Raw genomic sequence first — 22,263 nt, 5'->3', positions numbered from 1 at the left:
CTTAGTTAATTGGATTGATTTGATTTAGTCAAAAATTGACTGATCGGATTATTTACCGGTCAATTTGTGCTTTACCAACACGTCTACCAAAGAGATGGAAGCATCTTCCATATCGTTAACCAGAGAATCAATTTTCGATACAAGGTAATTGTAGAACAACTGAAGGATGATCGCAACGATCAAACCGGCAACCGTAGTCAAAAGGGCGATTTTAATACCACCTGCTACCAATGAAGGAGAGATATCACCGGCTGCTTCAATTGCATCAAATGCTCCGATCATACCGATTACCGTACCCATGAAACCCAACATCGGTGCAAGGGAAATAAATAGGGATATCCATACCAAACCTTTTTCCAAACGACCCATTTCAACAGAGCCATAAGCAATGATGGACTTTTCTACCATTTCAATTCCTTCAGAGTATCGCATCAGGCCTTGGGTGAAAATTGATGCTACAGGACCTTTAGTGTTTCTAGTCACATCTTTAGCAGCTTCGATTCCACCAGTTGTGAGTGCGTCCTCAACTTTCAAGATTAATTTTTTGGTGTTGGTAGTTGCCAAGTTAAGTGAGATGATTCTCTCAAGAGCAATAGCAAGACCCAAGATCAAACAGATCAATACAGGAGTCATGTAAAGTGGATCTCCTTCGATAAACTTTTCTTTGATCACCTGATGGAAGCTTTGTTCCTCGGCGACAATTTCGTCGTCAACGATAGTTGGAGATGCAGCTGGAGCTGCTTGGGTTACTGCTGCAGCAGTATCTGCTGATGCATCTTGTGCGTTAGCAAAGACAGGAACGAACATGATACCTGCAAGCATGAACAAAGCGATTAACTTTCTCATAATGTGTTTTGAATTAGACTTTTGATAAGGGTTAAATGGTTTCTAGATTAAAATCGAACTTTAAAGTTATGATTTTTTAAATTCAAAAAACAATGGGCTCTTTTAACTTTTTTGAAAGAATCCCCTGTTTAAATCGAAATTAAGGCAATTTTTACATGAATGGATTAATTAAAACCTCTTTTTGATTTTCATAAAACCAATTCTCATTGTATACCAAAGGAATTTTTAAGCAGTTACATTTAATTAACTTTATTAAGATTCAAGCTTATCCATTTTTTATCAAATTACCCAACTCTTTTCTGCTTTTAATTAAAAAGAAAAATCTCATGCCGATTCATTGGCGGAATTTTTACCAAAAAAGATCTAATTAGGCATTCCAGAATAGAAATATTAACAGAACACTCTCTCCTTATTTTTTTCGGTCGATTTGCTTGAAGGCAATCGGATGTCACTTTTTTAAAAAATAAAAAAAGCCAGCCTTTTGGGGGCTGACTTTCCGCAGAGAGAGAGGGATTCGAACCCTCGATACCCTTGAGGGGTATACACACTTTCCAGGCGTGCTCCTTCAGCCACTCGGACACCTCTCTGTGTTGATTCTTCGCTGATTTTGCGAATCGGAGTGCAAAGAAAATTATTATTCCCGCCGATTCCAAACCCATTTCCAAAATTCCGGTAAAATCACGCAGTAATCTCTCCTGCTATGGACTGGGTTAATTTTTTACATATTTCTTCCCGAGTGTAATTCTGCCCCAATAAATACATCATTTTGGTCACAGCGGCTTCAGTAGTCATATCTGCACCACTGACTACACCTACAGCCAATAACTCCTTGCTAGTCTCATATCTTCCATGGATCACTCGACCACCATTACACTGGGACACATTCAGGATGATCACTCCTTTTTTGATCGCTCGATCCAGAGATCTCATAAACCAAGCTTCCGAAGGACTGTTTCCTGACCCATAAGTCTCCAATACCACCCCTCGAAGCCCATCAATATTGAAGCAAGCATCCATAATTTTGTCCGTAATCCCCGGGAAAAGCTTCAAAATCATCACGCGATTATCCAAGTGATTCATTTTAATCAGCTTCCTTTTGGGTTCAAAGGGACGAATGGCATTCATATTATAATCTATCACTATACCTGCCTCCGCGAGTGACGGATAGTTTTCTGACTCGAAGGCATCGAAATGAATACTTTGCACTTTTTTGGATCGATTGCCACGGAGCAACATATGATTGAAAAAAATACAGACTTCCGGTACGATGGGGCGATCGCTGATTTTTGCCGTAGCGATTTCCAGTGCGGTCATCAAATTCTCACGGGCATCCGACCGCATAGCTGAAATAGGCAACTGAGCGCCAGTAAAGATTACAGGCTTATTTAAGCCCTGAAGCATGTAGCTCAACATTGAAGCCGAGTAAGCCATCGTATCCGTTCCATGCAATACGACAAAGCCATCATAGCTGTCATAGTTCTCATAAATGATATAGGACATGTCAATCCAATGTCTCATTGTCACATTGGAAGAGTCGATAGGCTCGGGAAATGAAATCACGGTAATCGCAATATCCATATTGGAAAGGATCGGGATCTTTTCCAGAATCTGTCCAAAATTGAAAGGAACCAGCGCACCTGAGTCGTCATAGGCCATTCCAAGCGTGCCTCCGGTATAAATAATTAAAACAGAAGCTGTTTTTGCAGTTTTAAGACCGGTATTAAGGCGGACAATTTTATAGTTCATAATGAATTTCCTTAAATAATTTCAACGCATTGGAATTGGTAACTTTGGCAACCTCGTCCGAAGAAACCATTAGAAAATCTCCTACGCGCTGTGCAATAGCCGGTAAATAGGCCGGCGTATTTCTTCTCCCTCTGAATGGAACCGGTGCCAAATAGGGCGCATCGGTTTCCAATACCAAATTTTGAATCCCAATAAAAGGAATAACCTGATCAAGACCTCCATTTTTATAAGTTGCCACTCCCCCAATCCCCAGCAAAAATCCGAGTTTTATTATTTTTTTGGCTTGGCCCAAATTCCCGGTAAAACAATGGAAAATTCCCTTTAACGTACCATCCTGTGCTTTTTCGATAATTTCAATTGTCTCATCGATAGACTCCCTACAATGCAATACGACGGGTAGATTCCGATCCTTAGCCCAAGCAATCTGAATATTAAGCGCTTCCTTTTGTCGCTCAAAGGCACTTTTATCCCAATACAAATCTGTCCCAATCTCTCCTACTGCTGCAAAAGGCCGCTTGTTGAGCCAAGCTTCCATGATGTAAAGCTGCTGTTCAAAATCCTCCCTGACATCACAGGGATGAAGCCCCATCATCGGAATACACAGGTCACCGTATTTAGACTCGCATTCGAGCATGCTGTCGATCGTTTCCACATCCACATTGGGCATATAGATCCGTTCTATGCCAGCCTGCCTGATTTCCGCAATGACCTCATCTCGGTCCGAGTCAAACTTGGAAGAATATATATGTGCGTGGGTATCGATTAAGTTCATGCGTATTTGCGGGATTTCCATTCTACTTGACCGGGCCAAAAGTAATAAAGAATCGTCAGGCTAAGGTTCCATATCTGGTAAAAATCAAACAAGAGTAGTGGTATTGTTCCGATTTTTTGACCGCCCTTTTTAGAAAAATAAGCAAGAAACAGGCTCTGAGTAATGATTTTGGATCCAAATAAAATGAACCCAAGTTGCCAATGCAGTGCTATTAATACCAATACTGCCGGGAAGACCAAAAATTGAAGTCCCAGTAAAATTTTCCAAGCCCAGGAAAGTGTCATGGCACCTGCCATCCATCGTTTTCGTTGTTGAAGCAGCGCGTTCAAGCCCTTCTCGGCTTTGGTTTTGACAAGGAAATTTTCGCTGACTTGATGTCTGATGCTATACCCAACCTTTCTGATCGCTTTGGAAATTTCCAGATCTTCCGTGAGCGAAAATGGAATTTTTTCAAATCCTCCACTAGCCAAATAAGCAGGACGGCTGATCACCATATTATTTCCCAAACCGGTGGTGGGAAGTTTTAAATCAGTTACAATTTTGACAATACCCAAGGTATTCCACCAATCGATTTCCTGCATTTTTCCAAACCAACCCTTGCTTTTGACTTGGGTAATACCCAAAACCAGACCTACTTCTTGACCAAAACAATTGATGCCTTCCAGGATCCAATTTTGAGGAACTTCGCAGTCGGCATCTGTGAAAAAGAAAAAATATCCGGAAGCCTTTTCGCATAAAACGGCAAGCGCATTTGCTTTCCCGTTTCTTTGAATTTCATCTTTTGGTTCAGCTTGGATGGATATCAGGTTTCGATTCGCTCCTTTTTTGGCCCATGCCGCAATTAACAGTGCCGTCTGATCAAGGCTCTGATCGTCTGCAATCAAGATTTCAAGTTTTTCAATGGGGTAATTTAATCTCTCCAAACTCCTCAATAGATTTGGAAGGTCTTTTTCTTCATTTCTCGCGGCAATCAAAACAGAGACTTTGGGAAGCTCTTCGGTTTTTATAAAGTGGTCCTTCCAACCCGTTTTTAAAAAAAACAAAAGCAGCAAGTATTGGATGATCAGTAGTCCAACAATCCCCACAAGCCAGATCATCATCACAAAAGACTGGTTTTAAACCCATTGCTACCTAAGAAATCCAGAAAATCGGGAAGTAATTTTCGCAAAATCTCCTTGGTTTTTTGTTGATCATGGAATAGGATTATACTTCCTGAACGGGTATTCTGAATACTTTTGGTCAAAAGCCGAGAAGGTTCAATAGACAAATCAAAGTCTCCTGACAACACATTCCACATCACTACATCTTTCGATTGCATCACTGCTTTCGCTTGTGAATCCCTCATGAGCCCATAGGGTGGACGAAACAGCTGAGTCTTAACTCCCAAGGTAGTGTCTAACACCTGATCAAATGCCTGAATATTTTTGAGGTAAACGGCATCATTGGTTTTCCATCCATTGAGGTGATTGTGGGTATGATTTCCGATCCGATGCCCTTGTTCCAAAACTTCATTCCCCAGTTTTGGGAATTTTTGGAGATTGTCCCCGACCATAAAAAATGTTGCCTTTTGATCCCGAATGGCCAATTCATTCAATACAAAATCTGTGACACCGGGTACAGGGCCATCGTCAAAGGTCAGGTAAACGCGCTTATCCGAGGAATCACCTTTCCAAACCCGTTTTGGAAAAAGCAACTGGACAGCCCGTGGAACAGTGTGCCAAACCATAGTCTAACTGAATCTCAGGCTCAGCAAAGTCAAATCATCCCGTAATGCGACCTTTTTGGTGAAGGATTGCATTTGGCCAAAAAACTCCTGGTGAAAATCTTCGGGATTCATGCCCAGATGCAAGTCCACAAAGCTTTGAAAGCGCTCCTCTCCAAATTCTTCCTCTTCAGGGTTCATCGCCTCTGTGAGTCCATCGGTATACAAATGGATAGTGAAATTGGTCAGGTTTTCTCGCTCCCCTATTTCAAGAAATGGAAGTTCTTCAAAAGCTCCCAAAATTGTTGTTCCAGCCTCTAAAATTTCACTTTTCATAAATTTTTCCCAACAGAGAATCGGCGGATTATGACCGGCATTCACATACCTGAGTTTTTTCGTTTTGCGATTATATTCTCCAAGAAAAAAAGTGATAAATCGTTCACCCTTGGTGTTTTCAATCAGCGTGTAATTCAACTGCTGGATAATTACCCTGAAGTCTGCATCACTGCGAAGCAACGTCCGTAATGCGGCTTGGAAATTAGACATCAGGAGTGCGGCGGAAATTCCTTTTCCGGAAACATCCGCAATGCAGAAGTATACGATATCTTCCGATTTCTCAATCAGGTCATAATAATCCCCGCCCACCATACTGTGTGGATAGTAGGTGACCTTGGCTTTGAGTGCTTTAGTGTTGGGAAGGGAAGCCGGGAAAAGCATCTGTTGAACCTGTGAGGCAATGGCAAGCTCACGGTTGAGAACTTCTTGTTCAAGCTGTTTTCTGGCGAAGCGTTTATTTTCCAAAGCAACCACAAGAATATTGGCCAGGGCTTGCGTGAAATTCAGATCCAACTCTTGTTCCGCCGACTTTCTTTTCAGAAAAAGAATTGCCAGCATGTGGTCTTTATGATAGACAGGCAGATAGGTCTCAAGCTCCTCAAAAGTGTATTCTTCGCTCAGTTGAATTTGAAGTTGTCCGCTTTCCTTTTTGTCTATGACATCTGAAGAATGAAGAGTCTGGGGAATTTTTCTTTTGACACCATGCGAAATTTTTCTTTCAAAAACCTCACTTTTTGCCACGTACAAGATCAGCGACTTGATATCGAGATGGACAAGGCAGGTAAATTTAAAAATATTGATTAGCGTCGCCTCAGACTGATTCTCATTGATCGCCTGAGTGATCTCCAGCAGCGCCTTCAGCTCCAGTTCTTTTCTTTGGTATTTATAGGTCTCGTCGATCAAGGATTATAGCGTATTGTGGGCCATGAGACCCTTTTTGGTTGCGAGATAGAAGAGATTTTTTCCTTCTTTAAATAGATCCACCTGGTCAAACCGCTCCGTATCCGGTGCACTCAGACATTTTATCATTCCCGATTGATATAGGGAATTCAGTGTCTCCAGCAGTAGCTCATCTTCCCATTTCAGGGATTCTTTAATAAAGTCGTAGGTCTGTACAAAATAAAGCTCATCGAGCAAGTCAAATTCCGTGTCGCTCATAATTTTCAATTCAAAAGCTAAATTAAGGATTCTTCAATTGGCACGGCCTTTCCATGTAAATTTTCCCAAAATCGCACCAAAAGCGACAAGAATAACATAGAACGGATGGGCTATTGCGGTTTTGACAAAGTCAATAAATGAAAATCTAAGTGATAAAGTATTCAAAACCATTCCCAATGCCATCCTTTCCGAAAGAATCTTTCCTGTCCAAACCAGTAGAAAAACCATGAATCCTACTTTGCCTAGTCCAAGTAAAATCAGACTTAAAAGCCAAGTAAGTTGGGTTAAAAAGGAAAGCAACGCTGAAAAAGCATGAACAAAACTCCGATGCGCCTTCCATTTTCCAGCCCATCTTATGCGTTGGTTTAGCAAGTCGGATAATCTTTTCTGAGGCTGGGTACAAACCAGACTCCCAATAAAGGGGAGGTACATGCAGCTCTCTTTACCATATCGTGCTGCTATTTTCTTCAGCAGAAACTCATCATCTCCAGACAAATACTGCAAGTTTTGACCATAGGCATTGACGGATTGAAAAGCTTGTCTCCGATAGGCAAGGTTTGCTCCGCTACACATCAATGGCCGCTTGTGACTGAAAAAGAACTGAGTTAGCAGCAAAATACTCGACCACTCAATCTGCTGAAATCTTTGAAAAAAATTATTTTGACCAGCACTGATGACCGGTCCGGCTACCAGCTGAATTTCCGGATCCATAAAAGGCCCCACCATTCGCTCTACCCAATTATTTGGATAGCGACAATCTGCATCCGAACAAAGAATCAAATCTCCTTCGGCGGCTTGAACACCAATTTCAATTGCTCTTTTTTTACCGATACCGGTACTTTGAATGACATGGATCCGGCTGTCTGTCTCAAACTTCTCCTTAAAAAGCAAAAAGGAACCGTCTTCGCTTTGATCATCCACCAGGAGAATGCGTAAATCAGGATATGTCAATTTGGATAGCTCCTCTTCCAGATTCCCGAGATTTTCCAGTTCATTTCTGAAAGGAATCAATAAAGTTACTTTGGGAAAAAAATTATGAGAATCGTCACTGGATTGTTTTTTAGGCCATCTCATTCCAAGTAAGCAAAGCAAAACAAAATAGCACCCTGTCCAAAGGAGGTAAAAACTGATCATCTTTTCGGCTAACTTGCGGCAGTGAGTAAAGAAGAGAAAAAAGAGCCAAACGAAAAAATTATCCTAGGCATCGATCCGGGTACGAATGTGATGGGCTACGCACTGGTCACGACTGAGGGTAAAAAGTATAAAATACTTCAATATGGCGTCATTCACCTTAAGAAGTACGAGACCCATGAGCTGAAACTGAAGAAGATTTTTGAGCGGGTCACAGGAATTATTGATGAATTTTTGCCCGACACAATGGCCTTGGAAGCTCCGTTTTATGGGGCAAATGTGCAGTCCATGCTGAAATTAGGAAGAGCTCAAGGAGTAGCTATGGCGGCCGCTTTGGCGCGTGAGATTCCCATTACCGAATATTCTCCAAAAAAAGTAAAGCAATCCGTCACAGGGAACGGAAACGCGTCAAAAGAACAGGTGGCTGCAATGCTACAAACTTTGTTCAATCTGACTGAATTGCCAAAAATGCTCGATGCTACCGATGCATTGGCTGTGGCGCTTTGCCATCATTTCCACGAGGGAAGAGTCCAAACCCGAGGCAGAAATGAAGGCTGGAAATCATTTATCGAAGACAACCCAAACCGAGTTAAAAAATGAATCCCAGCCTGATGGCCGGGATTAAGATTTAGTAGTTATTCATTATTACTTCCAAAAGAATACCCTAAGGAGATTTTGAATACCTGATTTTTGACATCTGTGTTGTAGTAATTGAGAGAACTGAGCCCAAAATCGTAGCTTGCCTGTGCATTAAGACCCATTGGCAACTTTACCTGGGCACCGACTACTCCACCGAGGTCATATCCTCTGATGGCTGCAGAACTGTCAAAAGTATCATCACCCAATTTGTAAACGCTTGATGCTAACAAAGAAGCCTGAGGACCAGCGAAAATATTGACGGACGGGATCAAATTCAACCGCACAAGAACCGGTATATCTATATAACCTAACTTCTCATCGACTGATCTACCGGTGCCAGCCTCTGTCGCTTGATACCCTTTTTGGGAATATTGGATTCCAGGCTCAAACGAAATAAAATCAGTCCCAATCGAATAATAGGCTCCTAAATGAAATCCGGCTTTTGCTTCAAAATTGGTATTTGAGAAGTTAGCTGAATTAAAACCTGCCCTTACTCCAAATTGTGCCTGTGCTGTGGCCGCTATTCCGACCAGAAAGAATGCCATCAAAACTTTTCTCATGATTCAAATATTTATAATTTCCGTAAAACTAACGTTTGATAACCCAATTAGTAATTATCCTTGACTTTTTTAAAAAAACAGATGAAGAATAACATTAACATGTTTGACCAGTTTCCGGGCCTTGGCGAGGAAGCTAAAATTGCCTTTGAAAAGGAACTGGATTCACTTTTGGTGGATAAAGGGGGATTGCTTGAGCAAGAAGGGAAAGTTTGTGACCACTTGTATTTTATAATAGAAGGCTCGGCCAGAAGTTTTTACAGAAAAGAAAACAAGGATATAACCGTCTCATTTTCGCTGGAGGGAGAGTTTTTGACAGCGATGCATTCCTTTATTTCCAGAAAACCTTCCTATGAGAATATCGAGGCAATGGAAAAGACAAAGGTTGCACGGATAAAATATGAATCACTTTTAAAACTATTCGAGAAACATCATGACCTCGAACGAACCTACAGGCTGATTCTCGAGCGGTATTATGTTTCACTTGAGGAGCAGTTGATATTTTCAAAATTCAAATCTGCCCGAGATCGGTACCTGGATCTGATGGATTACCGCCCAAAAATTATCCAACGAGCATCCGTCGGACAGATTGCCACTTATTTGGACATGAGCATTGAAACCCTAAGCCGGATCCGGGGAAAAATCTGATTATTTGACTTTCCTCAAAAGATTATTTTATGGCTATGCGGTAGATTTAATTATTATTAACCCAAAGCCTAGAAATCACGATGAGAAACTCTCTGAATTCAATCCTCCTTTTGATCGCGGGACTGGTCTATTTTTCCTGTGGAAGCAGTACTACCGAGCAGACCTTTGACTCATCTAAGTTGACACGAGTGCCCCGAGAAGATGTTGATAAAATCGTTGAAGCCTTCATCATGGCCGAAGATTCCTCCACCATTGAAATCCCTGCAGGATTCTATGAAATGAATACTCAATTGATCCTGGACAACAAAACTGCTGTAAAAATAAGGGGGGCAGGTATGGATCAAACGGTCCTCTCATTCCGAAATCTGAAAGCCGGGGGAGAAGGCGTGAGAATCGTCGGAAACAATATCAGCATAGCCGATCTAAGCATTGAAGATGCACCGGGCGATGGCATCAAAGCACAACATACCGACGGACTGACCTTCCGCAGAATCAACGTCACTTGGACGAACGGTGATAAATCCAAAAATGGAACTTACGCCATCTATCCTGTACAGTGTAAAAATGTGGTGATCGATGAATGTATCGCCTCTCACTCCAAAGATGCCGGAATCTATGTTGGCCAATCCGAAAATATAGTGGTCAAAAACTCCCTTGCTTTTGGAAATGTGGCAGGTATTGAAATCGAAAATTGCGATAACGCGGAGGTTTTCGGCAATACGGCGAGGAATAATTCGGGAGGAATCTTGGTATTCAACCTTCCCGGTCTTCCAAAATCTGACGGTAAGGGCACTAAAATCTACGATAACGACATCATTGACAACAACCATGAAAATTTTGCGACTCCCATGGGCGAAGATCCAAATGGAAATACCGTAACGATGGTTCCTCCGGGATCCGGAGTAATACTCCTGGCAGCTAAAGAAGTAGAGATCTATGGGAACAGAATATTGAGAAATAAGACTTCCGGAGTATCTATTGCAAGTTATCAAATCACCGGATTTCCGGCTGAAGCCCCAAATTGGTCTCCTTATACATCTGATATCTTCCTCCATGACAATAAATACGAGCGCAATTGGTATCGATTCCCGGATTTTTCCAGAGAGCTCGGCAAATTGGTTTTAGTGTATAACGCCTATGGATTTGGCAAAACTCAGGACATTATATACGATGGAATTTGGGATGAAAATATCAGCTCTACCATAAACTCCAATCCCATGAGGATCTGCATACAGGAACCCGACATCGAAAACCTTCGATTTACAAGGTTCTTTTTATTGGATGGCGAAAAAAATATTGATGCCTTCAAAGACTATCAATTATTCCAGAATTGTAAAGTGGCGGTAAAAACAGATATCACCGGTCTTGCAGGGCTATAATTTGGAAGCTATGAAGTTTAGTCAAAAAGTTACGCAAAACGGAATTTTCACGATCAGTCTCATCTTATTATTCTTCATTTTTTTGATTTCCTGTCAAAATTCTCCCGATAAAACAAATTCTCAGCCTTCAGCACCGGAAGAAGTGCTGGCTAAGGAAGCGGCGGACGGCAATTATCCCTACCGCAGACTTTCGACTTATGGATTTTTTACCGGGGAAATAAAACAATTGATACCTGCTTCAACAGTGATTTTTTACCAACCAGCTTCTTCCCTTTTTACAGATTATGCACTGAAAAGCAGATTCTTATTTATTCCTCCAGGAGAAAAAGCAAAAATTAACGGTGAAGACATAGACCTTCCACATGGATCGGTTTTAATAAAAAATTTCTATTATCCCGCAGACTTTAGAAAACCTGTAGAAGAGCGAAGAATAATCGAAACTCGCCTGATGATTCATGAGAAGAAAGGCTGGCAGGCTTATCCTTACATCTGGAACGAAAGCCAAACCGAGGCAGTACTTAAAGTAGTCGGTGGTGAAATCAATGTTCGCTTTATCGACAACCAAGGAAAGGAGCAACTGATCAATTACTTGGTTCCCAACAAAAATCAGTGCAAAAGCTGCCATAACAAAAATGAAACCCTGTCACCGATAGGGATGCAAGTCAAGCATTTGAACAATGAAATAGCATACGGAACCTCCAAGCCCAACCAGTTGGCACATTGGACAGAATTGGGCGTTTTGGAGGGCTTTAATGAACCTGCTGCCCATCCATCTATGGTGAATTACCAAGATACAAGTCAAGCCTTGGTTGATCGGGCAATGGCTTACCTCGACATCAATTGCGCACATTGTCACCGAGCCGAGGGCCCGGCTAGTACATCAGGATTGTTTCTCACCTATGACCAAAGAGATCGGATGAAGTTGGGAATTAACAAAACTCCAATCGCTGCAGGTAGTGGCGCAGGAAGTTTCAAGTTTGATATTGTTCCCGGCAAACCGGATGAATCGATAGTGATTCACCGCATGAGTTCAACAAAAGTAGGTGTAGCCATGCCGGAAATAGGGCGAACTACTGTAGATCAGGAAGGAGTGGAACTTATCCGAAATTGGATTGCGGAGATAAAATAAGAAAGGGCTGCTTTCGCAACCCTTTCAAACCAACGCTCATATTAAAAAGTATAGCCTAAAGAGACTTTAAAGCCCCTGTTATATACATCTGCATTACTGTTTTTGAATATTGGAGTTAATCCGTAATCATACGAACCTTGGACATTTACTCCTTTGGGAAGATTATATCCGATACCAAAGACAAATCCGACATCGGTATCCTTAATGTTGTTTGTGTTTATAGAAACCGTAGAATTTCCAAAATCACCTTCAAACTTGGACTTGACAAGGAAGGAAACCTGAGGTCCTCCGAAGAAATTAAAGCCTTCTCCAACTTTCAATCTTAATAGAAGTGGAACGTCAACATAGTCCAAAACTGATCGGGTATTGGCCGCATCTTTATTTTGAGTTCCTTTGATCGAATAATAAACTCCAGGCTCTAGAGAGATGGCACTGCCCCCCAGGATGCTTGCGTAAATTCCAGCATGGAATCCGGTTCGATTGGTATAATTATTATCCGCAACATCATCTCCTCCAAAATTAAAGAAATTGGCACCTCCCCTGATTCCAATCCCCGATTGTGCACTTGCACTCGCCGCAATTAAAATTGTCAGAGAAAATATTAAAAGAATTTTTTTCATCGGTTTCTGGATTTAATCTGGAATATAAAAACCCAAAACAATGCCAATACCCAATTCCCCAATGTCAGGATGTTTAGTTTAAACGACTGCCTTCTCGATATAACTGGAGTTCATCAAAGCCAGCGCACCCATATATTTTAGCCTAAAAATCACTGTATCACCTACTTTAAGGCCTTTTTGATTCGCTCCAAGGTTAATGATTAACATATCCGAACTGGCTCCCAAAATTTCAATTTCCGGGTCATTAATGATCAAATATTTCGGATCTACGTCAAGCAATCCGATGTCTAAAATTCCCCGAATTGAGGTCTTCCCGTAGAGAGACTCATCAATATCGGCAAATTCCCCCTGTGGGTTGGCCTCCAAAACGCCCGATGGCAAAAGCGGCTTTTCCTGAAGCTCAATGATCTCAGCTTCCAGTTCAAAAACATCCCCCTGCATTCCTTCAATTACTTTTTCGCCTACCAAATCAACTCCAAAATATAAGGTCTCTCCTACCCGGAAATGGTTGATCCCCTTTGGTAATTGGTTGGAAAATATCAGCGGGATCGTCACTGAGGTACCAGCCGAAACCCATGGGATTTTTCGTCCAAATTTCAACTCAATAATCTGCTTTTAGAGCGAAAGTTGAATCAACTTGTCCGTACTTGGCATGACCCCATTCAGACAATTAAGATTGGTTCCCAGTCCAATCACGTCGATTTTCGGTAATTCAAAAATCTCCTCGTAAAAATCTACCAAATTTCCCCCCATCACTCCTTCCCGAAGGTCGCCAGTTTCCACCATAATGATGATTTTGTGGGGTTTGTCCTGTCTTACAGCCTCTTCGCTGATCATTCGGATCGTCTCCAATTCACTGTTCAGACACACATCGGCAAATTTTACCATTTGAGAGACATTCTTTTTGGAAACAGGCTTGATGTAGCCTGTCTGAATGGATCGATTCAGGGGGGGGGTGACCATAGCCAGATTTGAAATCCGGCTATCGTGAATTCCCCGGATTCCCAGATTAATCAATTCCTGTAGAAAAAGTTTATTCCCGCAAAGCAAATTGGATACTACACCCCATTTCACCTCTTTTTCTTCAAAGAGGTTTTTCAAAAACTCAAAGTTGGTCCGAAGTTTTTCAAAATTTAATGTCAGACTTTCCATTTTATTTCCGGTTTAGTCTCATTTCCAAATATTTATTGGTAAAGCCCAATCGCTCATAAAGTTTACGAGCAGGATTGTCCGCTTCGACATGTAGTGCGACAGCACCATTGGCCATTTTGATCTCCAAGTCCAATGGAAAATCCCCCTCCTACATCCGTAGCTACTACAGACAGGCCAATATGCCAACTACCTATCGAACGCCCGCCTACATAATAATCTTCCTGACTGGAGTTCTTTTTCATGAAATAATATCCTACTCCAAGCATGGCGAGCATGTAGGCTATGAAGATCCCCATATCTATGAGATGCATTACTAGTTTGGTTTTGACTCAAATTGATTTTAGAATATAATTTTTCAAAGGTATCTAAATTGAGCCATTTTCCCAATTTTATTTGGTTTTTAAGTAATAAAATGATATAATAATTCAATTTAGTCTTGAAATAGTGAAACAAAAAAAAGCCAGGCCCAAGGCCTGGCTTTCTTCTTTATTTTTTAAAATTAAAGGTTTTCGCTACTTACTACTGCTGAGAAATATTCTCTGTTCATCCGCGCAATATTGGTTATAGAAATACCTTTTGGGCATTCCGCTTCGCAGGCACCTGTATTGGTACAAGCACCGAAACCTTCTGCATCCATTTGAGCCACCATTTTTTCTGCTCTTGTTTTTCGTTCCACTTGACCCTGCGGAAGTAAAGCTAGTTGGGAAACTTTGGCAGAGGTGAAGAGCATTGCAGAGGCATTTTTGCAGGCCGCTACGCAAGCACCACATCCAATACACTGGGCCGCATCCATTGCGAGGTCAGCGATAGTTTTTGGAATAGGAATTTCGTTGGCATCAGGTACTCCACCCGTTCCGACAGAAACATAACCGCCGGCTTGAATGATTCGGTCAAATGCATATCTATCTACCACCAAATCTTTCAGAACCGGAAAGGCTTTTGCCCTCCAAGGCTCAATGGTCACTGTTTCTCCATCATTGAAAGACCTCATATGAAGCTGACAAGTGGTAGTTTGAAGTGGTCCGTGAGGCTTGCCATTGATGTAAAGCGAACAACTTCCGCAGATACCCTCCCGGCAATCGTGATCAAAATGTACAGGATCTTGCCCTTTTTCAGTTAGTTCTTCATTCAACACGTCCAACATTTCTAAGAAAGACATGTCTTTGGAGACATGATCCACCGGATAAGTGGCAAATCCACCTTTGTCCGATGCGTTTTTTTGTCTCCAGATTTTTAAAGTCAATTGCATATTACTATGAATTTTTGTCTTGAAGTTATTTGTAAGAGCGCTGGGTAAGCTTCACATTTTCGAAAACCAAAGGCTCTTTGTGAAGCTCTTCTTCTTGATTTTCACCCATATACTTCCATGCTGCGACATAAGCAAAGTTTTCGTCGTCGCGCAGAGCCTCACCTTCCGGAGTTTGATATTCTTCACGGAAGTGTCCTCCGCAGGACTCCTCTCTGCTGAGTGCGTCATCAATCATCAACTCACCGAGTTCAATGAAATCAGCCACTCGATGAGCCTTCTCCAAGGTGAGATTTAATTCTTCATTGGTTCCCAGCACTTTTACATCAGCCCAAAAATCTCTTTTTAATTCTTTGATCTCGGCTTTTGCTTTCTTTAATCCTTCAGCTGATCGAGCCATTCCACATTCATTCCACATGATTTTACCAAGTATCTTGTGGAAGTAGTCGACGGATTTTTTACCCTTTATTTTCAGTAATTGGCTGATTCTGTTTTTTACTTCTTCAGCTGCCTTGATGAATTCAGGATGATTTGCATCGATTGGCTTAGGAAGGGTCTGAGCCAAATAATCTCCTATAGTATATGGAATCACAAAATATCCATCCGCCAATCCCTGCATCAAGGCAGATGCACCAAGTCGGTTGGCACCATGATCGGAGAAATTCGCCTCACCCAAAGCATATAATCCCGGGATTGTTGTCATTAAATTGTAATCTACCCAAAGACCTCCCATCGTGTAGTGAACCGCAGGATAGATCATCATTGGTACTTGATAAGGATCCTCTCCGGTAATCTGCTTGTACATGTCAAAAAGGTTACCATATTTGGAGGCAATGATGGCTTTGGTGTCACGCTTGATTGCGTCACGGAAATCAAGGAATACAGCTTCACCAGTTTCATTTACACCTCGACCTTCGTCACAGACATATTTTGCATTTCGGGAAGCAACATCTCGAGGGACAAGGTTACCAAAGGAAGGGTACTTTCTTTCCAAGAAGTAATCCCGATCTTCTTCCTTAATGTCATTCACCTTAATTTCTCCTTTTCTGAGTTTTTCAGCGGTTTCTTTTGTAGCCGGAACCCATACCCGTCCGTCGTTTCTCAAGGATTCGGACATCAAGGTCAACTTGGACTGATGGTCACCGGATACAGGTATGCAGGTCGGGTGAATTTGAGTAAAGCAAGGGTTCGCAAAGTAAGCGCCGCGCTTGTGAGCTCTCCAAGCCGCCGTTACATTGGAGCCCATTGCATTTGTTGAGAGAAAAAATACGTTACCGTATCCACCGGTACACAGCAAAACCGCATGAGCGGTGTGAGTCTCTACTGCGCCTGTAATCAAATTTCTTGTAACAATACCTCTGGCTTGGCCATCAATCATAACCACATCCATCATCTCAGAGCGAGGATAGAGTTTCACTTTACCATTGGCTACTTGCCTGCTTAGTGCTGAATATGCGCCTAAAAGCAACTGCTGTCCTGTTTGTCCACGGGCGTAAAAAGTTCGGGAAACCTGAGCTCCTCCGAAAGAGCGATTAGACAACAGTCCACCGTATTCGCGCGCAAAAGGAACACCCTGGGCTACACATTGATCAATGATTTTAACCGAAACTTCTGCAAGGCGGTAGACATTGGCTTCACGGGCACGGTAGTCACCTCCCTTTACAGTATCGTAGAAAAGTCTGAATACAGAGTCACCGTCATTCTGATAGTTTTTGGCAGCATTGATACCACCCTGAGCGGCAATAGAGTGTGCTCTTCGTGGACTGTCATGGAAAGTAAAGGCTTTGACATTATACCCCAACTCCGCCAGGGAAGCAGCCGCCGAAGCACCTGCGAGGCCTGTCCCCACAACAATGACTTCGTACTTTCTTTTATTTGCCGGATTGACCAGCTTGCTGTTAAACTTGTGCTTAGTCCATTTTTCAGCCAAAGGACCAGCAGGTATTTTGGAATCTAGTATCATACGGAACTGTTAATTAGCTCGTGAAATAAATATAAAGCGGCATACTGGCGAAAAGAACCGGCACCAAAACGCAATAAATGCTGCCCAATGTTTTGATAGCAGGAGAATATTTTTTGTGATTTAAGCCTAGAGTCTGAAAGGCAGAAGCAAATCCATGAGATAAGTGAAAACCTAAAAATGTCATCGCAACAACATAGAGTGCTACCATCCATTCTTGCTGGAAAGCTACCTTAACCACACTGTATAGGTCTTTGTACTCTTCTCCGGCGTAAGTCACAATAGGCACATCTCCCCAATGAATTTGAAACCAAAAACTATACAGGTGCCCTGCTAAAAACACCAATATGATCGTGCCTAAAATCCCCATGTTGCGTGATGACCAAGTACTGTTGGTGAATGCCCCAGACTCCGCATAGCCAATAGGCCTTGCCGATTTATTAAGTCTATTTAATGTAATGGAATAAATGACATGTCCGATTACTGAAATGTAAGTCAAGTAAGAAAGTAGCTTTACCGCAGGATTGGTGGTCATAAATTTGGCATACATATTAAATGCCTCTCCTCCATCTCCTTTAAATAACAATAAGTTTCCTGATACGTGGCCAGTCAAAAACAGAATCAGAAAAAGCCCTGTCAAGGCCATGATCAACTTTCTACCGAGGGTGCTTTTCAATGTTTTTGTAACCCAACTCATACAAATTTGTGATTAGTTTAGAACGAAAGTCTTTAATTATTTGTGCTGCCAAATTTACATGCGGAACAGGTAGCAAACAATGAAATCAAATTCCCTTCTCTTATTTTAAAAGGTTCTAAATAGCCTTTAAAACGGATTATCTTTTATTACATATTCAAGCTTTTAACATCCTGATTAATTTTATTGTTTGAATTTCCCGTGAAATTCTCCTTACTTCCTGTTATTTCGTATAGTATAAAAATCTAAACTGAAGAAAAAGGAATTAACATTTAGAATTCCTTTGACGTTTTCAGTTAAAGTATTAGCAAAGTCGACCAAATATGAAATTCAAATTTTCTTTAGGACTCTTTTTTATTTACCTGATCACAGGTGTTACTGCAGCTTTTGCCACACACATCCGAGCAGGTGAAATTATCGCCGAGCGAATTTCCGTTCAAACACTCACTTATCGAATCACAGTGGTAGGATATACTGATACCCGCTCAAGTGTCATATTTGGCCCGGGAACTATAAATTTTGGAGATGGAAGAGTAGTAGAAGGTCTAAACACCCAGAGCGATTTTTCTTTGGTTGAAAATCTTGGAGATCAAATCGAAAAAAACACATTCGTCATCACCCATACCTTCCAGGGTCCGGGGAAATATAAAATTCGCTTTCAGGAATTTAATCGGAATGACCTGACATTGAATATGGATAATTCGGTGGACACCCCTTTCTACGTGGAAACTGAAATCAATATTGATCCTTTTTTTGGTGTAAATAACTCCCCGGTTTTGACTATTCCTCCGGTGGACAATGGAGCAGTAAACGTAAGATACATTCACAATCCGGGGGCATACGATCCGGATGGTGACAGTCTTTCCTATGCGATGGACATACCTAAGCAGCAATTTGAAAGGCCGGTAAATAATTACAGAAGTCCTGCCAGCCCTGAATTCAGCAGAAATCAAGAGAACGGAACGACTCCTGCTTTTTTGAGAATTGATCCGATTTTCGGTGATTTGATTTGGGACGCTCCCGGCACTGCCGGCCAGTTCAATGTAGCCTTTCGAATCATTGAATGGAGAAAAATTGATGGTAAATTCATTCAAATCGGGTATGTGGTCCGGGACATGCAGATCATCATCGAAAACTCCAATAATCGACGTCCTGTACTAATTTTACCTCCCGATCTCTGCGTGGAAGCAGGTACACTCATCCAAAACATCATCCAAGGATCAGACCCGGACGGTGATCCCATAAAAATTGAAGTTTTTGGAGAACCAATTGAGATTACTACCTCTCCGGCAACTTATGATCCAAAGAGTAAATTTCAACCTCAGCCCGGTATAGTAAATTTCAAATGGCAAACAGTCTGTAACCACGTCAGAGCCCGGGAATATGAGGTTCGGGTACGAATCACAGATCAGCCTCGATCGGGACCAAAATTAGTTGATATTAAAACTTGGCGGATCAAAATCGTCGGCCCCCCGCCTGTCTGGAACGAAATCGAACAATTGCCGGGAAGAAATGTGAATTTAAAGTGGGATCCCTATGTCTGTGCCAACTCAGCCAGCGAAATGCAAATTTGGAGAAGAATCAATTCCAATCCCTACCAACCTGACAGTTGTGAGACAGGCATTCGTGCAGGATATGAATTGATCGGAATCACCAATATGGCCACCTTCTCTTTCAATGATTCGAACGGCGGAGAAGGACTTGCTCCGGGCAATACCTATTGTTACCGATTGGTGGCAGGATTCCCTCAACCTAGATCAGGAGAAAGTATCGTGTCGCAAGAAATCTGTATTACCATTGATGTGGACGTACCGATCATCACCAATGTCAGTATTGAAGAAACTGATCCTGCCACTGGAGAAATCTTCATCAAGTGGACTCCGCCTTATGATATTGACAAATTACAATTTCCCGGGCCTTACACTTATGAGCTATTAAGGAGTGAAGGGTTCACGGGAAACACCAACAGGATCTCCTTGGGAGTCACCTCAGATACGCTTTTCACCGACAGCGGATTGAATACTGAAAACTTGGTTTACAATTATCGGGTAGTCTTACTGGATAATAATGTCAAGATTGACACCTCCTCATCCGCTTCATCAGTGCGACTGGAGCCAACCATAATCAATGAAGCAATTGAACTCAAATGGACGTTTAATGTACCTTGGAACAACCAAATTTCAGAATTCAAGCATGAGGTATATCGAAATAGGACTGATCCTGCCGCCGCTGATGCTGATACATTTGTGAAAATTACAGAAGTAGACGTAACCAAAGATGGATTTAAGTACCTCGATAACGGAAGTTTTAACGGCAAACCTTTAATCAAGGAATTGGAGTATTGTTACTACGTGATAACCAAAGGAGCATACAACGTCGCAGGGCTGGTTTATCCATTGGAAAACAAATCTCAAATCACCTGTGCTTTGCCGGATGATAACAGACTTCCTTGTCCTCCTGTCCTGACATTTGAAGGTCCCGAGTGCTCTGCCTATGTAGCCGAACAGCCCTGCAACAGTAACTCCTTTGTTCATAATCTGAGTTGGAAACCAAATTTCACTGGAGATTGCGACGACGAATTGAGCGGATACAAACTTTATTTCACCCCAGACGGGGAAGAAGGAACCTTTAATTTGGTAGGGCAATATTCTTCGTTGAGTTTGAGTGCAAGGCTGAATAATCTCCCTAATTATCGTGGGTGCTATTACATCACTGCTGTGGACCGTTCGGGCAATGAAAGTGCAGCCAGTAATGTGGTATGCGTGGACAATTGTCCTGTGTATAATCTTCCAAATGCATTTACGCCAAATGGTGACGGGAACAACGATACCTTTATAGCTTTCGACAATCCTTTTTCACTATGCCCACGATTCGTATTGGGGGTTGAAATATTCATTGTCAATCGATGGGGAGTGGAAGTATTCAGCTACAACAGTCTAACTTCCAACGAAAATGACCCCCTCATCCGTTGGGATGGTCGGGACAAAAACGGAAATGAATTGCCTGCAAGCACCTACTTCTATTCCGGAAAAGTCACCTTTGATGTTCTTGATCCGACACAGCGAACACGCAGCTTGAAAGGCACTATCCAAATCCTGAGATGACCTCAGAAAAATCTGTCATACTTTTTGACGGAGTCTGTAACCTCTGCAATGCTTCCATTGATTTTATCCTAAAACGGGATACTAAGAATCAGTTTTTACTGGGAGCATTGCAGGAGGATGCGGGCAAAAAACTACTTTCCCGATATGAGGTCAATCCAGAATATCTGGATTCGTTGGTTCTTATCGAAGATGAAAAAATCTATTTCCGAAGCACTGCCGCATTAAGGATAGCCAAAAAACTTCCAGGATTGTGGCCACTTTTCTACACACTTATCATTTTGCCCTCAGCGATAAGAGATGGGGCTTACGACTGGATAGGCAGAAATCGCTACCGATGGTTTGGAAAGAAGAACACTTGCAGACTTCCATCACCTGAAGAAAAGATGAAGTTTCTTTCCTAAACAACCTCTCAGCTCAAAATAACTGGATAATCATCCAATAGATCGGCATGCCGAAAGTCAGATTGAAAGGGAAAGTGATGGCCAATGCCATAGGTACATAGAGCCCTTCGTCCGCTTTGGGATTGGCCAATTTCATTGCTGCAGGCACAGCGATATAAGATGCGGAAGCTGCTAAAATCGCAAAAATTAGCCGGTCTCCCGCTTCAGGCGCTATCCAATGAGTAAGGAAGGCAACCATACTGCCATTGACTAGGGGAATCAAAATGGCGAAAACCGTAGAAAAATAACCGTATTTGAAAAAAGACTTAAGCCTTCTGCCACTGTTGATCCCCATATCAAGGAGGAAAACTGCCAAAAATCCTTTAAATAGATCTGTCACAAAGGGTTTGATTCCTTCAGCTTGCTTTTCATCTGCTATAAATCCTATCCCTAAACTCCCCAAGATCAGAAGCACGGAACCATTGGTAAACGCATGGAAAACTATTTTTCGGATTCCCCCTTTTTCTTTCTGTTCAGAATATTTTTGAAGCAAAATTACCGCAGAAATAATTGCCGGAGCTTCCATCAAAGCCATCACTGCCACCATATGCCCTCCAAAAGTCACACCTTGCATATCCAAAAATGCTACCGCAGCGACAAAAGTCACAGCAGAAATTGAACCGTAAGCGGCTGAAATAGCCGAGGCATTGGCCACTCCCAATCGCTTATTGAGAAGAAAAAAGGTATAAAATGGGACTGTTGCAGACAGAATTACGCCAAAGATCAATGCGTAAACTATCTCAGAACTAAAATCACTATGGGAAAGCTCTTGCCCTCCTTTAAACCCAATCGAAAGCATCAAATAAAGTGCAATAAACTTTGCACTGGTACCTGGTATTTCCAGATCACTTTTCAGTTTGACTGCAAGAATCCCAAGAATGAAAAACAGCAAACTGGGATTGGTTAAATTGTTAATCAGAATTTGAAAATCCATGCCGCAAAAGTCCGACGTAGATTTTTATAATTTTTATTTATATTTTATCTGTTAACCATTAATTATTTTT

At 41.8% G+C, this 22,263-nt stretch carries 20 protein-coding genes, 1 tRNA gene and 3 pseudogenes; 6 read left to right on the top strand and 18 right to left on the bottom strand.

The genetic code is table 11. From position 1 onward, the window contains the following. Positions 1–48: 48 nt before the first annotated feature. The 9 genes from BLQ81_RS14000 to BLQ81_RS13960 form a co-directional block, all read right to left on the bottom strand. A complete protein-coding gene (locus BLQ81_RS14000; RefSeq protein WP_092731061.1) occupies positions 49–846 on the bottom strand; it encodes a MotA/TolQ/ExbB proton channel family protein in 798 nt (265 codons plus the stop codon). Between the two features lie 499 nt (positions 847–1,345). Beyond that, a tRNA-Ser gene (locus tag BLQ81_RS13995) sits at positions 1,346–1,433 on the bottom strand. Positions 1,434–1,524: 91 nt separating this feature from the next. Next, positions 1,525–2,592 (bottom strand): asparaginase, encoded by a 1,068-nt coding sequence (locus tag BLQ81_RS13990; RefSeq protein WP_092731059.1) that lies wholly within the window; start codon positions 2,590–2,592, stop codon positions 1,525–1,527. Continuing rightward, complete coding sequence (locus BLQ81_RS13985) at positions 2,582–3,364, bottom strand: TatD family hydrolase (protein ID WP_092731111.1); 783 nt, start codon at positions 3,362–3,364, stop codon at positions 2,582–2,584. The genes BLQ81_RS13990 and BLQ81_RS13985 overlap by 11 nt, the downstream gene beginning before the upstream one ends. Beyond that, positions 3,361–4,464, bottom strand: a complete 1,104-nt coding sequence (locus BLQ81_RS13980) for a glycosyltransferase (protein WP_092731057.1) — start codon at positions 4,462–4,464, stop codon at positions 3,361–3,363. Before BLQ81_RS13980 ends, BLQ81_RS13985 begins: the two co-directional genes overlap by 4 nt. Further along, complete coding sequence (locus tag BLQ81_RS13975) at positions 4,464–5,090, bottom strand: polysaccharide deacetylase family protein (RefSeq protein WP_092731055.1); 627 nt, start codon at positions 5,088–5,090, stop codon at positions 4,464–4,466. The genes BLQ81_RS13980 and BLQ81_RS13975 overlap by 1 nt, the downstream gene beginning before the upstream one ends. Positions 5,091–5,093: 3 nt before the next feature. Further along, positions 5,094–6,305: a PP2C family protein-serine/threonine phosphatase gene (locus BLQ81_RS13970; RefSeq protein ID WP_092731053.1), complete on the bottom strand. Its 1,212-nt coding sequence runs from the start codon at positions 6,303–6,305 to the stop codon at positions 5,094–5,096. A 3-nt stretch (positions 6,306–6,308) separates the two neighbouring features. Further along, a complete protein-coding gene (locus BLQ81_RS13965; protein ID WP_092731051.1) occupies positions 6,309–6,560 on the bottom strand; it encodes a hypothetical protein in 252 nt (83 codons plus the stop codon). 33 nt (positions 6,561–6,593) lie between these two features. Beyond that, positions 6,594–7,634 carry a glycosyltransferase gene (locus tag BLQ81_RS13960; protein ID WP_262481060.1) on the bottom strand — a complete coding sequence of 347 codons (1,041 nt, stop codon included), beginning with the start codon at positions 7,632–7,634 and terminating at the stop codon, positions 6,594–6,596. An 81-nt stretch (positions 7,635–7,715) separates the two neighbouring features. On the opposite strand from BLQ81_RS13960, the gene ruvC reads away from it, so the two are divergent. Further along, positions 7,716–8,291, top strand: coding sequence for a crossover junction endodeoxyribonuclease RuvC (ruvC, locus tag BLQ81_RS13955; RefSeq protein WP_092731047.1), 576 nt, complete (start codon positions 7,716–7,718; stop codon positions 8,289–8,291). A 35-nt stretch (positions 8,292–8,326) separates the two neighbouring features. On the opposite strand, the gene BLQ81_RS13950 is transcribed toward ruvC, so the two are convergent. Further along, complete coding sequence (locus BLQ81_RS13950; RefSeq protein WP_092731045.1) at positions 8,327–8,890, bottom strand: porin family protein; 564 nt, start codon at positions 8,888–8,890, stop codon at positions 8,327–8,329. Positions 8,891–8,971: 81 nt separating this feature from the next. Here BLQ81_RS13950 and BLQ81_RS13945 point away from each other — a divergent pair, with 81 nt between their 5' ends. From BLQ81_RS13945 to BLQ81_RS13935, 3 genes are all read left to right on the top strand, one after another. After that, entirely contained in the window at positions 8,972–9,535 is a 564-nt protein-coding gene (locus BLQ81_RS13945) for a Crp/Fnr family transcriptional regulator (protein WP_092731043.1), read from the top strand. Positions 9,536–9,615: 80 nt separating this feature from the next. Then, positions 9,616–10,914 carry a parallel beta-helix domain-containing protein gene (locus BLQ81_RS13940; protein WP_092731041.1) on the top strand — a complete coding sequence of 433 codons (1,299 nt, stop codon included), beginning with the start codon at positions 9,616–9,618 and terminating at the stop codon, positions 10,912–10,914. Positions 10,915–10,924: 10 nt separating this feature from the next. Continuing rightward, positions 10,925–12,043, top strand: a complete 1,119-nt coding sequence (locus BLQ81_RS13935) for an SO2930 family diheme c-type cytochrome (protein ID WP_092731039.1) — start codon at positions 10,925–10,927, stop codon at positions 12,041–12,043. Positions 12,044–12,084: 41 nt separating this feature from the next. Here the strand turns inward: BLQ81_RS13935 and BLQ81_RS13930 are convergent, their stop codons facing one another. The 7 genes and pseudogenes from BLQ81_RS13930 to BLQ81_RS13900 all read right to left on the bottom strand — a co-directional run bounded on the left by BLQ81_RS13930 (position 12,085) and on the right by BLQ81_RS13900 (position 17,718). Then, the gene (locus BLQ81_RS13930; protein WP_092731037.1) at positions 12,085–12,663 is read right to left on the bottom strand and encodes a porin family protein; all 579 of its coding nucleotides are present in this window, start codon (positions 12,661–12,663) and stop codon (positions 12,085–12,087) included. Between the two features lie 78 nt (positions 12,664–12,741). Further along, positions 12,742–13,815: pseudogene (locus BLQ81_RS13925) on the bottom strand (alanine racemase). Position 13,816: 1 nt separating this feature from the next. Beyond that, positions 13,817–13,930, bottom strand: a pseudogene (locus tag BLQ81_RS22755) (GNAT family N-acetyltransferase); the annotation flags it as partial. A 7-nt stretch (positions 13,931–13,937) separates the two neighbouring features. After that, positions 13,938–14,126: pseudogene (locus BLQ81_RS13915) on the bottom strand (sodium:solute symporter family protein); the annotation flags it as partial. Positions 14,127–14,314: 188 nt separating this feature from the next. Further along, the gene (locus BLQ81_RS13910; RefSeq protein ID WP_092731035.1) at positions 14,315–15,064 is read right to left on the bottom strand and encodes a succinate dehydrogenase/fumarate reductase iron-sulfur subunit; all 750 of its coding nucleotides are present in this window, start codon (positions 15,062–15,064) and stop codon (positions 14,315–14,317) included. Between the two features lie 25 nt (positions 15,065–15,089). Continuing rightward, positions 15,090–17,024, bottom strand: a complete 1,935-nt coding sequence (locus tag BLQ81_RS13905) for a fumarate reductase/succinate dehydrogenase flavoprotein subunit (protein ID WP_092731033.1) — start codon at positions 17,022–17,024, stop codon at positions 15,090–15,092. A gap of 13 nt (positions 17,025–17,037) precedes the next feature. After that, positions 17,038–17,718 carry a succinate dehydrogenase cytochrome b subunit gene (locus BLQ81_RS13900; protein ID WP_092731031.1) on the bottom strand — a complete coding sequence of 227 codons (681 nt, stop codon included), beginning with the start codon at positions 17,716–17,718 and terminating at the stop codon, positions 17,038–17,040. A gap of 320 nt (positions 17,719–18,038) precedes the next feature. Between BLQ81_RS13900 and BLQ81_RS13895 the strand changes: the two genes are divergently transcribed. Both BLQ81_RS13895 and BLQ81_RS13890 read left to right on the top strand, forming a co-directional pair. Then, on the top strand, positions 18,039–20,819 hold the full coding sequence (locus BLQ81_RS13895) for a T9SS type B sorting domain-containing protein (protein ID WP_092731029.1): 2,781 nt from the start codon (positions 18,039–18,041) through the stop codon (positions 20,817–20,819). Next, positions 20,816–21,220: a thiol-disulfide oxidoreductase DCC family protein gene (locus tag BLQ81_RS13890; protein ID WP_092731027.1), complete on the top strand. Its 405-nt coding sequence runs from the start codon at positions 20,816–20,818 to the stop codon at positions 21,218–21,220. The genes BLQ81_RS13895 and BLQ81_RS13890 overlap by 4 nt, the downstream gene beginning before the upstream one ends. Positions 21,221–21,233: 13 nt before the next feature. On the opposite strand, the gene BLQ81_RS13885 is transcribed toward BLQ81_RS13890, so the two are convergent. Beyond that, positions 21,234–22,193, bottom strand: a complete 960-nt coding sequence (locus BLQ81_RS13885; protein ID WP_092731025.1) for a sodium-dependent bicarbonate transport family permease — start codon at positions 22,191–22,193, stop codon at positions 21,234–21,236. Positions 22,194–22,263: the final 70 nt, after the last annotated feature.

The sequence above is a fragment of the Algoriphagus alkaliphilus genome, from assembly GCF_900103735.1.
GTDB lineage: Bacteria > Bacteroidota > Bacteroidia > Cytophagales > Cyclobacteriaceae > Algoriphagus > Algoriphagus alkaliphilus.
This window is presented reverse-complemented; position numbering and strand designations above follow the sequence as displayed.

Excerpts from the sequence above, each read along its gene's own strand:
- BLQ81_RS13905 (WP_092731033.1), bottom strand. The coding sequence starts at position 17,024 with ATGATACTAGATTCCAAAATACCTGCTGGTCCTTTGGCTGAAAAATGG.
- BLQ81_RS13930 (WP_092731037.1), bottom strand. The coding sequence starts at position 12,663 with ATGAAAAAAATTCTTTTAATATTTTCTCTGACAATTTTAATTGCGGCG.
- BLQ81_RS13960 (WP_262481060.1), bottom strand. The coding sequence starts at position 7,634 with ATGAGATGGCCTAAAAAACAATCCAGTGACGATTCTCATAATTTTTTT.
- BLQ81_RS13885 (WP_092731025.1), bottom strand. The coding sequence starts at position 22,193 with ATGGATTTTCAAATTCTGATTAACAATTTAACCAATCCCAGTTTGCTG.
- BLQ81_RS13895 (WP_092731029.1), top strand. The coding sequence starts at position 18,039 with ATGAAATTCAAATTTTCTTTAGGACTCTTTTTTATTTACCTGATCACA.
- BLQ81_RS13935 (WP_092731039.1), top strand. The coding sequence starts at position 10,925 with ATGAAGTTTAGTCAAAAAGTTACGCAAAACGGAATTTTCACGATCAGT.
- BLQ81_RS13975 (WP_092731055.1), bottom strand. The coding sequence starts at position 5,090 with ATGGTTTGGCACACTGTTCCACGGGCTGTCCAGTTGCTTTTTCCAAAA.
- BLQ81_RS13910 (WP_092731035.1), bottom strand. The coding sequence starts at position 15,064 with ATGCAATTGACTTTAAAAATCTGGAGACAAAAAAACGCATCGGACAAA.
- BLQ81_RS13950 (WP_092731045.1), bottom strand. The coding sequence starts at position 8,890 with ATGAGAAAAGTTTTGATGGCATTCTTTCTGGTCGGAATAGCGGCCACA.
- BLQ81_RS13945 (WP_092731043.1), top strand. The coding sequence starts at position 8,972 with ATGAAGAATAACATTAACATGTTTGACCAGTTTCCGGGCCTTGGCGAG.
- BLQ81_RS13900 (WP_092731031.1), bottom strand. The coding sequence starts at position 17,718 with ATGAGTTGGGTTACAAAAACATTGAAAAGCACCCTCGGTAGAAAGTTG.
- BLQ81_RS13890 (WP_092731027.1), top strand. The coding sequence starts at position 20,816 with ATGACCTCAGAAAAATCTGTCATACTTTTTGACGGAGTCTGTAACCTC.
- BLQ81_RS14000 (WP_092731061.1), bottom strand. The coding sequence starts at position 846 with ATGAGAAAGTTAATCGCTTTGTTCATGCTTGCAGGTATCATGTTCGTT.
- BLQ81_RS13965 (WP_092731051.1), bottom strand. The coding sequence starts at position 6,560 with ATGAGCGACACGGAATTTGACTTGCTCGATGAGCTTTATTTTGTACAG.
- BLQ81_RS13985 (WP_092731111.1), bottom strand. The coding sequence starts at position 3,364 with ATGAACTTAATCGATACCCACGCACATATATATTCTTCCAAGTTTGAC.
- BLQ81_RS13940 (WP_092731041.1), top strand. The coding sequence starts at position 9,616 with ATGAGAAACTCTCTGAATTCAATCCTCCTTTTGATCGCGGGACTGGTC.
- BLQ81_RS13980 (WP_092731057.1), bottom strand. The coding sequence starts at position 4,464 with ATGATGATCTGGCTTGTGGGGATTGTTGGACTACTGATCATCCAATAC.
- BLQ81_RS13990 (WP_092731059.1), bottom strand. The coding sequence starts at position 2,592 with ATGAACTATAAAATTGTCCGCCTTAATACCGGTCTTAAAACTGCAAAA.